At 63.6% G+C, this 13,989-nt stretch carries 16 protein-coding genes; 10 read left to right on the forward strand and 6 right to left on the reverse strand.

The window, feature by feature from the left end; translation table 11 throughout:
- Positions 1 to 6: 6 nt before the first annotated feature.
- The 10 genes from ACJA3S_RS08990 (at position 7) to ACJA3S_RS09035 (ending at position 7,807) form a co-directional block, all read left to right on the forward strand.
- Positions 7 to 774, forward strand: a complete 768-nt coding sequence (locus ACJA3S_RS08990) for an SDR family NAD(P)-dependent oxidoreductase (protein ID WP_406821564.1) — start codon at positions 7 to 9, stop codon at positions 772 to 774.
- An 11-nt stretch (positions 775 to 785) separates the two neighbouring features.
- Positions 786 to 1,979, forward strand: coding sequence for an acetyl-CoA C-acyltransferase (locus ACJA3S_RS08995; RefSeq protein ID WP_406821565.1), 1,194 nt, complete (start codon positions 786 to 788; stop codon positions 1,977 to 1,979).
- Positions 1,980 to 1,987: 8 nt separating this feature from the next.
- Positions 1,988 to 3,115 (forward strand): acyl-CoA dehydrogenase, encoded by a 1,128-nt coding sequence (locus ACJA3S_RS09000; RefSeq protein ID WP_406821566.1) that lies wholly within the window; start codon positions 1,988 to 1,990, stop codon positions 3,113 to 3,115.
- A gap of 13 nt (positions 3,116 to 3,128) precedes the next feature.
- On the forward strand, positions 3,129 to 3,902 hold the full coding sequence (locus ACJA3S_RS09005; protein WP_170029160.1) for an enoyl-CoA hydratase: 774 nt from the start codon (positions 3,129 to 3,131) through the stop codon (positions 3,900 to 3,902).
- A 338-nt stretch (positions 3,903 to 4,240) separates the two neighbouring features.
- Entirely contained in the window at positions 4,241 to 4,534 is a 294-nt protein-coding gene (locus tag ACJA3S_RS09010) for a transposase (RefSeq protein WP_253094440.1), read from the forward strand.
- A complete protein-coding gene (locus ACJA3S_RS09015; RefSeq protein ID WP_406821567.1) occupies positions 4,531 to 5,394 on the forward strand; it encodes an IS3 family transposase in 864 nt (287 codons plus the stop codon). Before ACJA3S_RS09010 ends, ACJA3S_RS09015 begins: the two co-directional genes overlap by 4 nt.
- 553 nt (positions 5,395 to 5,947) lie before the next feature.
- Entirely contained in the window at positions 5,948 to 6,352 is a 405-nt protein-coding gene (locus ACJA3S_RS09020) for a TraR/DksA C4-type zinc finger protein (protein WP_003259022.1), read from the forward strand.
- A 179-nt stretch (positions 6,353 to 6,531) separates the two neighbouring features.
- Positions 6,532 to 6,726 carry a hypothetical protein gene (locus tag ACJA3S_RS09025; RefSeq protein ID WP_170029161.1) on the forward strand — a complete coding sequence of 65 codons (195 nt, stop codon included), beginning with the start codon at positions 6,532 to 6,534 and terminating at the stop codon, positions 6,724 to 6,726.
- A gap of 404 nt (positions 6,727 to 7,130) precedes the next feature.
- Complete coding sequence (locus ACJA3S_RS09030) at positions 7,131 to 7,601, forward strand: hypothetical protein (protein WP_170029162.1); 471 nt, start codon at positions 7,131 to 7,133, stop codon at positions 7,599 to 7,601.
- A complete protein-coding gene (locus ACJA3S_RS09035) occupies positions 7,598 to 7,807 on the forward strand; it encodes a hypothetical protein (protein ID WP_406821568.1) in 210 nt (69 codons plus the stop codon). Before ACJA3S_RS09030 ends, ACJA3S_RS09035 begins: the two co-directional genes overlap by 4 nt.
- Positions 7,808 to 7,816: 9 nt before the next feature.
- On the opposite strand, the gene ACJA3S_RS09040 is transcribed toward ACJA3S_RS09035, so the two are convergent.
- From ACJA3S_RS09040 to ACJA3S_RS09065, 6 genes are read right to left on the reverse strand one after another with little or no spacing between them, the layout of a single operon-like run.
- Positions 7,817 to 8,182, reverse strand: a complete 366-nt coding sequence (locus ACJA3S_RS09040; protein ID WP_406821569.1) for a Na+/H+ antiporter subunit G — start codon at positions 8,180 to 8,182, stop codon at positions 7,817 to 7,819.
- Positions 8,179 to 8,457: a K+/H+ antiporter subunit F gene (locus ACJA3S_RS09045; protein WP_170029165.1), complete on the reverse strand. Its 279-nt coding sequence runs from the start codon at positions 8,455 to 8,457 to the stop codon at positions 8,179 to 8,181. Before ACJA3S_RS09045 ends, ACJA3S_RS09040 begins: the two co-directional genes overlap by 4 nt.
- The gene (locus ACJA3S_RS09050) at positions 8,454 to 8,942 is read right to left on the reverse strand and encodes a Na+/H+ antiporter subunit E (RefSeq protein WP_170029166.1); all 489 of its coding nucleotides are present in this window, start codon (positions 8,940 to 8,942) and stop codon (positions 8,454 to 8,456) included. Before ACJA3S_RS09050 ends, ACJA3S_RS09045 begins: the two co-directional genes overlap by 4 nt.
- On the reverse strand, positions 8,939 to 10,618 hold the full coding sequence (locus ACJA3S_RS09055; RefSeq protein WP_406821570.1) for a monovalent cation/H+ antiporter subunit D: 1,680 nt from the start codon (positions 10,616 to 10,618) through the stop codon (positions 8,939 to 8,941). The genes ACJA3S_RS09050 and ACJA3S_RS09055 overlap by 4 nt, the downstream gene beginning before the upstream one ends.
- The gene (locus tag ACJA3S_RS09060; RefSeq protein WP_170029168.1) at positions 10,615 to 10,959 is read right to left on the reverse strand and encodes a Na+/H+ antiporter subunit C; all 345 of its coding nucleotides are present in this window, start codon (positions 10,957 to 10,959) and stop codon (positions 10,615 to 10,617) included. The genes ACJA3S_RS09055 and ACJA3S_RS09060 overlap by 4 nt, the downstream gene beginning before the upstream one ends.
- A complete protein-coding gene (locus ACJA3S_RS09065; RefSeq protein WP_406821571.1) occupies positions 10,959 to 13,874 on the reverse strand; it encodes a monovalent cation/H+ antiporter subunit A in 2,916 nt (971 codons plus the stop codon). The genes ACJA3S_RS09060 and ACJA3S_RS09065 overlap by 1 nt, the downstream gene beginning before the upstream one ends.
- Positions 13,875 to 13,989: the final 115 nt, after the last annotated feature.

The raw sequence follows: 13,989 nt of genomic DNA on the forward strand, positions 1-13,989 counted from the left end.
CCGATCATGCAAATAGCCAACAAACACTTCATCGTCAGCGGTGCCGCCTCCGGGCTGGGGGCGGCCACCGCGCAGATGCTGGTCGCGGCCGGCGCCAAGGTCATGCTGGTCGACCTCAATGCCCAGGCTGTCGAAGCCAAGGCCCGCGAACTGGGCGACAACGCCCGCTTCGCAGTGGCCGACATCAGCGACGAGCAGGCTGCCCAGGCGGCGGTCGACGCGGCTGTCAGTGCCTTCGGCAGCCTGCACGGGCTGGTCAACTGTGCGGGTATCGTCGGGGCCGAAAAAGTGCTCGGCAAGCAGGGCCCGCACGGCCTGGCCAGCTTCGCCAAGGTGGTCAACGTCAACCTCATCGGCAGCTTCAACCTGCTGCGCCTGGCCGCGGCGGCCATGGCCGAAGGGCCTGCCGATGAGGGCGGCGAGCGCGGTGTGATCATCAACACCGCTTCCATCGCCGCCTACGACGGGCAGATCGGCCAGGCCGCCTATGCGGCCTCCAAGGGCGCCATCGCCAGCCTGACCCTGCCGGCTGCCCGCGAACTGGCGCGCTTCGGCATCCGGGTGATGACCATCGCCCCAGGCATCTTCGAAACGCCGATGATGGCCGGCATGAGCGAGGAAGTACGGGCATCGCTGGCGGCCGGCGTGCCGTTCCCGCCACGCCTGGGGCGCCCGCAGGAATATGCCGCGCTGGCCCGCCACATCATCGAGAACAGCATGCTCAACGGCGAGGTGATCCGCCTCGACGGTGCACTGCGCATGGCTGCCAAGTAAGGAGAACCAACATGACCCTCGCCAACGACCCGATCGTAATCGTCAGCGCTGTGCGTACGCCCATGGGCGGCCTGCAGGGCGACCTCAGGAGCCTGACGGCGCCACAACTGGGCAGCGCGGCCATTCGTGCTGCCGTCGAGCGTGCCGGCATCGATGCCGCCAGTGTCGAGCAGGTCCTGTTCGGCTGTGTGCTGCCGGCTGGCCAGGGCCAGGCGCCGGCCCGCCAGGCTGCGCTGGGGGCCGGGCTGGACAAGCACACCACCTGCACCACCCTGAACAAGATGTGTGGCTCGGGCATGCAGGCGGCGATCATGGCCCATGACCTGCTGCTGGCCGGCACCGCTGACGTGGTAGTGGCCGGTGGCATGGAAAGCATGACCAATGCCCCCTATCTGCTGGACAAGGCCCGTGGTGGCTATCGCATGGGCCACGGCCGGATCATCGACCATATGTTCATGGACGGCCTGGAAGATGCCTACGACAAGGGCCGGCTGATGGGCACCTTCGCCGAAGACTGCGCCCAGGCCAACGCCTTCAGCCGCGAGGCCCAGGACCAGTTCGCGATTGCCTCGCTGACCCGTGCCCAAGCGGCGATCAGCAATGGCCGTTTTGCCGCCGAGATCGTCCCGGTGGAAGTCACCGAGGGCAAGGAAAAGCGCCTGGTCAAGGATGACGAGCAACCGCCCAAGGCCCGCCTGGACAAGATCCCGCAGCTCAAGCCGGCGTTCCGCGAAGGCGGTACGGTGACTGCGGCCAACTCCAGTTCGATTTCCGACGGTGCCGCGGCGCTGCTGCTGATGCGCCGTTCCGAAGCCGACAAGCGCGGCCTCAAGCCGCTGGCGCTGATCCATGGCCATGCCGCCTTCGCCGACACCCCGGCGCTGTTCCCGACCGCCCCGATCGGTGCCATCGACAAGCTGATGAAGCGCACCGGCTGGAACCTGGCCGAGGTCGACCTGTTCGAGATCAACGAGGCCTTCGCCGTGGTCACCCTGGCGGCCATGAAGCACCTCGACCTGCCACACGACAAGGTCAACATCCATGGCGGTGCCTGCGCCCTTGGCCACCCGATCGGCGCCTCTGGCGCACGCATCCTGGTGACCCTGCTCTCGGCCCTGCGCCAGAACAACCTGCGCCGCGGGGTGGCGGCCATTTGCATCGGCGGTGGCGAAGCCACGGCCATGGCTGTCGAATGCCTGTACTGAGGTGAACCATGCTGGTAACTGACGAGCAACAACAGATCGCCGACGCGGTGCGCGCCTTCGCCCAGGAGCGCCTGAAGCCGTTTGCCGAGCAATGGGACAAGGAACATCGCTTCCCCAAGGAGGCCATCGCCGAGATGGCCGAGCTGGGCCTGTTCGGCATGCTGGTGCCGGAGCAGTGGGGCGGTAGCGACACCGGCTATGTGGCCTATGCCATGGCCCTGGAGGAAATCGCCGCCGGTGATGGTGCCTGCTCGACGATCATGAGCGTGCACAACTCGGTGGGCTGCGTGCCGATCCTGCGCTTTGGCAGCGAGCAGCAGAAAGCCCAGTTCCTTGCCCCGCTGGCCAGCGGCGCGATGCTCGGCGCCTTCGCCCTGACCGAACCGCAGGCTGGCTCCGATGCCAGCAGCCTGAAGACCCGTGCGCGCCTGGATGGCGACCACTATGTGCTCAACGGCAGCAAGCAATTCATCACCTCCGGGCAGAACGCCGGGGTGGTGATCGTATTCGCTGTCACTGACCCGGACGCCGGCAAGCGCGGCATCAGCGCCTTCATCGTGCCCACCGATTCGCCGGGCTACCAGGTGGCGCGGGTCGAGGACAAGCTTGGTCAGCACGCTTCCGACACCTGTCAGATCGTTTTCGACAATGTGCGCGTGCCGCTGGTTAACCGCCTGGGCGCGGAGGGTGAGGGCTACAAGATTGCCCTGGCCAACCTTGAAGGCGGCCGTATCGGTATTGCCGCGCAAGCGGTGGGCATGGCCCGCGCGGCGTTCGAAGTGGCGCGCGACTATGCCAACGAGCGGCAGAGTTTCGGCAAGGCGCTGATCGAACACCAGGCGGTAGCGTTCCGCCTGGCCGACATGGCAACGAAAATTGCCGTGGCCCGGCAGATGGTGCTGCACGCCGCGGCCTTGCGCGATGCCGGGCGCCCGGCGCTGGTGGAAGCATCGATGGCCAAGCTTTTTGCCTCGGAAATGGCCGAAAAGGTCTGTTCGGATGCCTTGCAGACCCTGGGCGGTTATGGCTATCTGAGCGACTTCCCGCTGGAGCGTATCTACCGCGACGTTCGGGTTTGCCAGATCTACGAAGGCACCAGCGACATTCAGCGCATGGTCATTGCGCGCAATCTTTGAAGGAGCAGACTGCATGGCATTCGAAACCATCCTGTTGGACATCCACGGCAAGGTCGGCCTGATCACCCTCAACCGCCCGCAGGCGCTGAACGCGCTGAACGCGCAGATCGTCGGCGAGATCAACCAGGCCCTGGACCAGCTCGAGCGTGACCCGAACATTGGCTGCGTGGTGCTGACCGGTTCCGCCAAGGCTTTCGCCGCCGGCGCCGACATCAAGGAAATGGCCGAGCTGCAATACCCGCAAATCTACGTCGACGACCTGTTCAGCGATGCCGACCGTATTGCCAACCGGCGCAAGCCGATCATCGCCGCGGTGTCCGGCTTTGCCCTGGGCGGTGGCTGCGAGTTGGCGATGATGTGTGATTTCATCCTGGCGGCGGACAACGCCAAGTTCGGCCAGCCGGAAATCAACCTCGGCGTGCTGCCGGGCATGGGCGGCACCCAGCGCCTGACCCGTGCGGTCGGCAAGGCCAAGGCCATGGAACTGTGCCTGACTGGCCGCCTGATGGGCGCTGAAGAAGCCGAGCGCGCTGGCTTGGTGGCGCGTATCGTGCCGCAGGCAGAGCTGGTGGAAGAGGCGCTGAAGGTGGCGGCGACCATTGCCAGCAAGTCGATACCGGTGAGCATGATGGTGAAGGAGAGCGTCAATCGGGCGTTTGAAGTGACCCTCAGCGAAGGCGTGCGCTTTGAACGGCGGGTGTTCCATGCGGCATTTGCTACCGAGGACCAGAAAGAGGGCATGGCTGCGTTCATTGGCAAGCGTGAGGCGCAGTTCAAGGATCGTTGATAGCAGCATCGTTACCGTTGCCGTTGCCGTTGCCGTTGCCGTTGCCGTTGCTTTTGCTTTTGCTTTTAAGCGCGCGATAGTTCAGGCGCCGCCGAATGCGACTTCAGGAGGCCGAGCGAAGGGCTTGCGGAGGGAGGTGACGGGCATGGATGCCCGTCAAGCGCTGAGGCCCCATGGATGGGGCCTGCAGCGCGTCCTCCCGGGAGCAAGCCCGTAGCGAGGGGACCCCGGAGCGCAGCGTAGGGGCCGGATGATGGGAGCCAGCGTTTTTTGGTGGGCCTGTCCCGTGACAACGGACGCCAAGAAGCGATACTTACATCGCTATCTTGGAGGTTGCCATGTACCCAACCACTCGCCGCAACTACACCGATGAGTTCAAGATTCAGGCCGTTGCGCTCGCCGAAACGCTCGGCAGGACGGAAGCTGCTCGCCAGCTGGAAATGTCTGTGAAAACGTTGGATAACTGGGTCAACGCTTCTCGCAGTGGTCTACCGCTGAGCTCTCCTGACCGTCGAGCCATTACCAGAGAAGACAGCGAGTTAGCGCGATTGCGAGCCGAGAACGCTGAGCTGAAACTGGAGCGTGAAATCCTAAAAAAGGCGGCGGTATTCTTTGCCAAAGAGTCCAGGTGAGATACGCCTTCGTCGCTGAAGAACGGGCTCAGTTCCCGGTGCGTCTGTTGTGCCGGGTAATGGGTGTTTCGGTTTCAGGATTTTACGACTATCAGCACCGCCAGGGGCGCCCGGATCCGGATGCGCAGATCCGCATCGATCTGCACAAGGCTTATGCGGCTAGCCGCAAGACCTACGGTCGACCGCGGCTGGTCGAGGCGCTACGGCAACAGGCCCACGCTGTAGGCCATAAGCGCATTGACCGGCTGATGCATGAAGAACACATACAGGGCCGATCCAAGGGCGGTTTCAGACCGTGCACCACCGACAGTCACCATGCGCTGCCAGTGGCGAGCAATATATTGGATCGTCAGTTCTCCGTTCAAAACCCCGCCCTAGCCTGGGTCAGCGATATCACTTACATCGCTACGAAAGAGGGCTGGCTTTATCTGGCAGTCGTACTGAGCATCCAAACGCGCCAGGTGCTGGGTTATAGCCTGGCGGACAGGATGCCTGACGACTTGGTCGAGCGCGCTTTCATGAACGCCTGGAACGCCTGTTTGGGCGTCTGCGGAGTGATTTTCCATTCCGACCAAGGGCGCCAGTACGCGAGCAGTAAATTTCGTTTCGCTTTAGCCAAGAAGGGCTTCGTGCAGAGCATGAGCCGGAGAGGAAACTGTTGGGATAACGCCGTAGCTGAAAGCTTCTTCGCTACATTGAAGAGAGAGGAAGCCTGCACGGTCTACCCCACCAAAAAACACGCTCACCTGGCAATTGCTAGCTATATCCATGGGTTTTACAACAGCAGTCGGCTGCATTCGGCACTGGGCTATCGTTCACCGAACGAATATGCAAAAGGCTTGAGGCAGTTGGCTCATTAGCCAGCTTCTTGGCGTCCGCTGCCACGGGACAGGCCCACCAAAAAACGCTGCGCTCCCATCATCCGGCCCCTACGCTTCGCTCCGGGGTTCCCTCACTCCGGCCTTGCTCCCGGGAGGACGCGCTGCAGGCCCCATCCATGGGGCCTCAGCGCTTGACGGGCATCCATGCCCGTCACCTCCCTCCGCAAGGCCTGCGTTCGGCCTCCTGAAGTCGCGAAGATCAAGATCAAGATCAAAAGCAGAGCAAGAGCAAAAGCAAGAGCAAGAGCAAGAGCAAGAGCAAAAGCAAGAGCAAGCGCCAGCGCCGCGCAGGGCAGGGCCAGACTCCTAGTATGAGGGTGGCGACAGCATTGAGCTGAAGGCACCGACCAGCGGAATGTAGACAATGGAAGCAAATTCCCACCCGATTGCAGTTGCTCCACGCGACGCGGCGCCTTAGACTTCCGCCCCCTGTAAAAGAGTGCCGGTTGGCGCTTGAAGAATTCCGCCACCGATGCCAAGGCGTCGGCAGCATATGAATCGCCCAAATGCACATTTTTTCATAGAGAAATCGATGACCAAGGAACAGTTGCTGGCCATGTCGGCCGATGACTACATGAACGCTGACCAGCTGGCTTTCTTCGCTGGCCTGCTGCAGGCGATGAAAGTCGAAACCCATGAACGCATCGAGCTGAGCCGTGCCACCATCGAAGGCCTGGACACCCCGTCGGACCCTGCCGACGTGGCTTCGGTCGAAGAGGAGCGTAGCTGGCTGGTAAATGCCATCGACCGCGACCAGCGCCTGTTGCCCCAGCTGGAAATGGCCCTGGACCGTATTGCCGACGAAAGCTTCGGCTGGTGCGATGACAGCGGTGAGCCGATCGGCCTGAAGCGCCTGCTGATCAGCCCGACCACCAAGTACTGCATCGAAGCCCAGGAGCGCCACGAGCAGCTCGATCGCCACCAGCGCCAGGTATAACCCCGCGCGGTGTGCCAAGCCCCACGGAGCGATCCCTGGGGCTTTTTGCATTTCTTCGCCGTCGGCAGTTTTGTTGCCCCGCGCGTAAAACTGCTGTACCGGGATGCGCTGTTTCCGCGTGGCGAGCGGGCGTATCATGGCTTTATCGTTAGGGTGCTAATTAAATTCCGGAGGGAATGATGAATAGCCGGGTCGATGTAGCCGTGATGATTGGCTCGGGTGTGCCGGCCACGCTGCGAGCGCTGGGTAAACGCATCTGCTGGGTGGTGCTGGTCAATGGCGAGCGGCGTGGTACCGCCTTCGCCACGCGCGAAGAGGCGCTGGAGTGCCAGGCCGCCTGGTTGCAGCAGTTGAAGAAAGGCTTGGCCGCCTGAACACTCAGATTGCGCCGGGCCTGGTAAAACGAGGGCAGGCTGTATCAACGGCAAGAAATGCGCTTTGCCTCTCGACGGATTTCGGTGTTTTCGTGCATATTCTGCCCTCAGTAATGCACTGATGGATTGCAGGGCCCGTTTTCACGTGCGCTCCGGCATTGCCTGTCGCATCTTTCTGGCGGGTTTGCTGTCAGACATTACACTTCCCGGATCGGGAATATGCCGAAAGCCTGTATTGAGGCCAGATCTGGCAAGCCAGAGTAAAGAATCCCGCACGCTGCATCGCCAGCGGGCGCAGACATTTCGCATATCGCTTCATTACTCTTTTCGTCTATCGACAAGAAATGGCCGTGCTTCACCGAGCTTGGGTGAGCGCGGGTTGTAACCGGTTGAGGATTACTTCATTGGCAGTCAGCACTCTTGATACCCATGCGTTGTTCGCCCTGGGCGACTTGCGCGGTAAATTGGCCCAGCTGTTCCAGGGCCGCTTTGTCTATGTCACCGAACAGAATCCCGAAGGCCTGTACATGGCCGAAATCGACACCGAAAGCGCATTGGTGGTCGACGACAAGCAGCGCCTCGAACTGAAGGTCGGCGACCACTTCCGCGCCGCCGTGCTGCCCAGCCGGGAAGGTGGCAAGCTGGAAATGCGCTTTCGTGAAATCAAGCTGAACGTCTATGGCGTGGGCGATTACGCCTTCGTCTCGGTACCTGAAGGCGAGGGCATCGTGTTCCGCGAGGGCCACGGCGTGATGCTGGTATTCGCCGCACAGCAGCAGATTCAGGAAGGCCTGGGCAAGTTGCTCAAGGCGGTGACCGGCAAGGTCGCCAAATGGCGCAAAGGTGAACTGACCACCTTCAAGGCCAGTGAATGACCCGTGACGACACACCCGCCACGCGTGCCGAGTTTCATCGCCAACACCAGGCGGATGCCGTGGCCGAGGCCCAGCGTTTGCTGGCCAGGCGCGCGGAACTGCAAGGCGCCTGGTTGACCTGGGTAGCAAGCGAATTGTACCGCCTTGGCCCGCCGCCCTATGTGGCCATGGTCCGCCGCGAATTGCAGCGCCTCAGCCAGGCGTGAGGCGATGGGTCAGTTGCCGCGATCGCGACCGCTGCTGACTTCTTCCGGTACCGGCTCGTTGGCCATGCGCTTGCGGAACAGCGCTGCCCGGGCCAGCAGCAGGGTGGTGACCGGCACGGTAATGGACAGCAGGACCGGAATCAGCCAGGCGTGCAGCACCGGCGCTTGCTTGAGCCAGGAAAAGTAGATGATCGAGGCCAGCGCCACGCACCAGGCACCGATGGTCGAGGCCAGTGCCGGCGGGTGCATGCGCTGGAAATAGTCCTTCAAGCGTACCAGGCCCACGGCACCGACCAGCGCAAACAGGCTGCCGGCCAGCAGCAGCACGGCGGTCACCAGTTCTACCCAGAACGGCAGTTGCAGGGGTTCAGTCATTCGATCACCTCGCCACGCAGCAGGAACTTGGCCAGGGCAAACGAGCCGACGAAGCCGAACAGCGCAATCAGCAGTGCACCTTCGAAGTAGGTGTCACTGGCATAACGGATGCCCAGCACCAGCATGCTCAGCATGGCCAGGATGTACAGGTAGTCCAGCGCCAGCACCCGGTCCTGGGCGGACGGGCCGCGGAATAGCCGGATCAGTGCCAGGGCCATGGCCAGGGCGAAGATGAACAGGCTGGCGAGGACAGCATTGGCAAGCAGACCTGTCATTGGAAAATCTCCATCAGCGGGCGTTCGTAGGTGTCCTTGAAGTGCTGGATGAAGGCCGCCTCATCGTCCAGGTCGAACACATGCAGCAGCAAGACGCTGCGGTCCAGCGCCAGCTCGGACCAGACCGTGCCTGGTACTACCGTGGTAATCATCGACAGCGCCGCCAGGCCGTGCGCATCGCGCAGGCTCAGCGGGATGTGCACGAACGCCGAGCGTGGTGGCTGCTTGCCGGCACGCAGCACGCCGCGGGCCACCAGCAGGTTGGAAATGATCACATCGATGCCGACCCGGCCGATCAACCGGGCGATGACCAGTGGCCGCCGTACATGGGCATGCTGGGGGCGCAGCGGTGCCATCAGCAACGGCGCCAGCACGCCGAGTGCGGCACCCAGCAGCAGGTTGCCGGGGCTGAGCGAAAGGTTCAGCAGCAGCCACAACGCGAACAGCGACACCGATAACAGCGGGGCGGGAAACAGTCGCTTCATGGCTGCACCTGTACGTCGAGCGAGGTCGGGCCGGGGACGGGTCGGGCGGCCATTACGGCTTGTATGTAAAGCTCGGGAGCCTGCAGGCTGGCGGCGGTATCCTGGGTATAGCGCAACAACGGCTCGGCCCTGAGGCTGAGGACCATGCACAGGCCCAGCAGGATGACGATGGGCAGGCATTCATAGCGGCGCAGCAGCGGCGACGGGCGCTCTTCGGGCTTCCAGAAACGCTGGATGCCGACGCGGCCAAAGGCAATCAGCGAGGCCATGCCTGACAGGATCAGCAAGATCAACAGGCCCCAGCCGGACATACCCAGTGGTTGTTCAGGCGGCACGCCCAGCCCCTGCGGGTTGAACAGCGCGCTGATCAGGTTGAGCTTGCCGATAAACCCCGACAACGGCGGCATGCCGATGATCAGCAGGGCACAGGCGATGAAGCTGAGGCCGAGAAACGCCATGGTCCAGGGGATGATCTGGCCGATCACCACCTGTTGCTCATCATCTAGGTTGATGCCCTTGGGCGGGTGCAGTGACTCCAGCGGCGGCGGCATGGCGTCTTCTTCTTCGTCCAGTGGCGCTTCATTGGCCGAACGCGAGCGTTCGACCAGCTCGGCGAGCAGGAACAGCGCGCACAGCGCCAGGGTCGAGTTGACCAGATAGAACAACGCTGCACCGGTCAGCGCCGGCTGGGCGAAGCCGATGGCGGCGAGCAGGGTACCGGCCGAGACCAGGATGCTGAGGGCGGCCATCCGCTCCAGGCGTTGCGCGGCCAGGATCGACACCGCCGCCACTGCCAGGGTGACCAGGCCACCTGATACCAGCCATTCGCCACCGAACTGCGCCGAAGCCCCGGCCTGCCCCGAGAACAGCAGTGTCCACAGGCGCAGCACGGCATACAGACCAACCTTGGTCATGATCGCGAACAGCGCCGCCACCGGCGCGCTGGCCGAGGCATAGGCCGGCACCAGCCAGAAGTTCAATGGCCAGATGCCGGCCTTGGCCAGGAAGGCGATGGCCAGGATGGCTGCACCGGCATGCAGCAGGCCACGGTCGGCCTCCGGCACCAGCGGGATCTTCACGGCCAGGTCTGCCATGTTCAGGGTGCCAGTCACGCCATACAGCATCGCCGCGCCAACCAGGAACAGTGACGAGGCGAACAGGTTGATGGCGATGTAGTGCAGGCCGGCACGCACCCGGGCACGCCCCGAGCCGTGCAGCAGAAGGCCATAGGAGGCAGCCAGCAGCACCTCGAAGAATACGAACAGGTTGAACAGGTCGGCGGTCAGGAAGGCGCCGTACAGGCCCATCAACTGGATCTGGAACAGCGCATGGAAACTGGCCCCGGCGCCATCCCAGCGGGCTCGGGCAAACAGCAGGGCACTGAAACCGATGGTGCCGGTGAGGGCCAGCAGCAGCGCCGACAAGTGGTCGACCACCAGCACGATGCCGAACGGCGCCGGCCAGTTGCCTGGCAGGTAGACGCCGATCGATTCCGCCTGGCCCTGGATGCGCACCCACAACAGCAGGCTGACCGCGATGGCCAGGCCAGTGAAGGTCGACAGCAGGTTCAACCGGGCCTTCAGCTGCCGGTGTTTCTCGCCCAGCAGCAACATCACCGCCGCCGTTACCAGTGGCAGCAGGATGGGCGCGATGATCAGTTGACTCATGCCGCTCATTCGTCACGCTCCCGGCCATCGACGTGGTCGGTACCGGTCAGGCCACGCGAGGCCAGCAACACCACCAGGAACAGGGCGGTCATGGCGAAGCTGATGACGATGGCGGTGAGCACCAGCGCCTGCGGCAGCGGGTCGGTGTAATGCAGCAGGTCCTGCGGCAGGCCGTCCTTGATGATCGGTTCCTTGCCGATGAACAGGCTGCCCATGCTGAAGATGAACAGGTTGACCCCGTACGACAGCAGGCACAGCCCCATGATCACCTGGTAGGTCCGCGGGCGCAGGATCAGCCATACCCCCGAGGCGGCCAGGACGCCGATGGCGATTGCAATCACTTCTTCCATCAGGCGGCTCCCGCTTGGCTGGTTTTCGCCGGGTTGCCCGGGCGGTAGGCGCGCACCGACTGGTGCGCCAGGGCCGTGAGGATCAGCAGGGTCGAGCCGACCACCACGGTGAACACGCCGACATCGAAGAACAGCGCACTGGCCACGTGCACATCGCCGAGCACCGGCAGGTGCAGGTGGGCGGTATGGGTGGTGAGGAACGGGTAGCCCAGCAGCATGGCGCCCGCCCCGGTCAGGGTTGCGCACAGCAGCCCGGTGCCCATCCAGCGCAGCGGGCGCAGGCTCATCTGCGCTTCGACCCACTGGGTGCCGGCCACCATGTACTGCAGGATGAACGCCACCGACATCACCAGGCCGGCGACGAAGCCACCCCCTGGCTGGTTATGGCCCCGCATGAACAGGTACATCGATACCAGCAGGGCGATCGGCAGCAGCAGGCGCACCAGCACCGCAGGCACCATCATGAAGCCCAGGGCAGTGTCGGTGGCATGCCGCGGGTTGATCAGGTCGGTGACCACATCGGGGGCCAGCTGGCGCTGCTGCGACGGCAATTGCATGCTTTCCTTCGGTGGGCGGAAGCGCCGCAGCAACGCGAACACGGTCAGCGCAACGGCCACCAGCACGGTGATTTCACCAAGGGTGTCGAAGCCACGGAAGTCGACCAGCATGACATTGACCACGTTGGTGCCACCACCCTGGGGCAGCGCGCGGCTCAGGTAGAACGAGGAGATGTCGTTGGGTGTCGGGCGGGTCAGCATGGCGTAGGACAGCACCGCCATGCCGCCACCTACCAGCAGCGCCAGCAACAGGTCGCGCAAGCGGCGCATGCGTGCACGGTCCAGGCTGCCCGGCAGTGGCGACACACCCTCGATCCGCCGTGGCAGCCAGCGCAGGCCGAGCAGGATCAGCACGGTGGTGACCACTTCCACCACCAGCTGGGTCAGGGCCAGGTCGGGTGCCGAGAACCAGACGAAGGTGATGCAGGTCATCAGGCCGCAGACGCTGACCATGATCAAGGCCGCCAGGCGGTGGTACTTGGCCTGGTAGGCGGCGCCGATAGCGCAGGCAATCGCAATCAGCCACAGCGCGACAAACACGCCCGAGCCGGGAATCTTCGGCCGGTCGCCCCAGCTCAGGCCGCTGTACAGCATGGGGATGAGGCCGGCGAAGAAGGCGGCGAGAACCAGCATGAACAGCTGCGATTGCAGGCGGCGGCTGGTAAGCAGGCGCTCGATGCGTCGCGCCAGCAGCATCAGTTGCACCTGGCCTTGCTCGAACAGGCGCTTGCCGTTGAAGCGCTCGATCAGCGGCGGGTAGGGGAAGCGGCCCAGGCGCAGCTGTTTGCGCAGCACCAGGTACAGCACGATGCCGCCGCTCATGGCTATCAGGCTCATGATCAGCGGTGCGTTCCAGCCGTGCCAGATGGCCAGGCTGTATTCCGGCAGGGTACCGCCCACCACCGGCAGGGCGGCGGCTGCCAGCAGCGGGCCGACCGACTGGGCGGGGAAGATGCCCACCACCAGGCAGGTCAGCACCAGCAACTCGACTGGCGCACGCATCCAGCGTGGCGGTTCATGCGGGGTGTGCGGCAGGTCTTCGGCGCTGGGGCCGAAGAACACGTCGACGGTAAAGCGCAGGGCATAGGCCACGCTGAAGGTGCCAGCCAGGGTGGCGATCACCGGCAGCGTGGCTTCGACCCAGGCGGTGGCGCTGATGAACACCGTTTCGGCAAAGAACATTTCCTTGGACAGGAAGCCGTTCATCAACGGCACGCCGGCCATCGAGGCGCTGGCCACCATGGCCAGGGTGGCGGTGTACGGCACCAGCCGCACCAGGCCGCTCAGGCGGCGAATGTCACGGGTGCCGCTTTCATGGTCGATGATGCCGGCGGCCATGAACAGCGAGGCCTTGAAGGTGGCATGGTTGAGAATGTGGAACACGGCGGCAACGGCGGCCAAGGGGCTGTTGAGCCCCAGCAGCAGGGTGATCAGGCCCAGGTGGCTGATGGTCGAATAGGCCAGCAGGCCCTTGAGGTCGTTCTGGAACATCGCCGCAAAGGCGCCGAGCAGCAGGGTGAGGGCGCCTGCACCGCCGACGATCCAGAACCACTCTTCGCTGCCCGACAGCACCGGCCACAGGCGGGCCAGCAGGAACACCCCGGCCTTGACCATGGTCGCCGAATGCAGATAGGCCGACACCGGGGTTGGTGCGGCCATGGCATGGGGCAGCCAGAACTGGAAGGGAAACTGGGCGCTCTTGCTCAGGGCGCCGATAAGGATCAGCGGCAGCAGCACCGGATACAGTGCATGCTGGCGGATGATGTCGCCGGCAGCCAGGACCTTGTCCAGGTCATAGCTGCCCACCACATGGCCGAGCAGCAGTGCCCCTGCCAGCAGGCATAGGCCGCCCGCACCCGTGACCATCAGCGCCATGTAGGCACCGCGACGAGCGTCGGCACGGTGGTGCCAGTAGCCGATCAGCAGGAAGGAGAACAGGCTGGTGAGTTCCCAGAAGAACACCAGCTGGATCAGGTTGCCGGAGATCACCAGGCCGAGCATGGCGCCCATGAAGGCGAGGAAAAAGGCGAAGAAGCGCGGTACCGGGTCTTGTGGCGACATGTAGTAGCGGGCATACAGCGACACCAGCGCGCCGATACCCAGCACCAGCAAGGCGAACAGCCAGGCGAAGCCGTCCATGCGCAGCACCAGGTTCAAGCCCAGGCTGGGCAGCCAGAGGAACTCTTCGCGGATCACACCGCCGTGGGCAACCTGAGGGTACAGCAGTGCTACCTGGACAGTGCCGACCAGGGCGACCAGCCCGGCGAGAATGGACTCCGCGTTACGTGCGTTGTGCGGCAGCACGGCTGCCAGGCAACTGCCCACGAACGGCAGGAGCAATAGCACTATCAATGACATAGCGGCCTATTCTGGAGAAGTTTGCCAGGAATCATACGTGTCAGGGGGGTGATCACCAACACGCAAGCTGTCGCAGAATCCTACAAACAGGCTGTGACCAGCTGATTTTTTATAA

Origin of the sequence: Pseudomonas sp. KnCO4 (genome assembly GCF_045344305.1) — a bacterium.
GTDB classification, from domain to species: domain Bacteria; phylum Pseudomonadota; class Gammaproteobacteria; order Pseudomonadales; family Pseudomonadaceae; genus Aquipseudomonas; species Aquipseudomonas anuradhapurensis.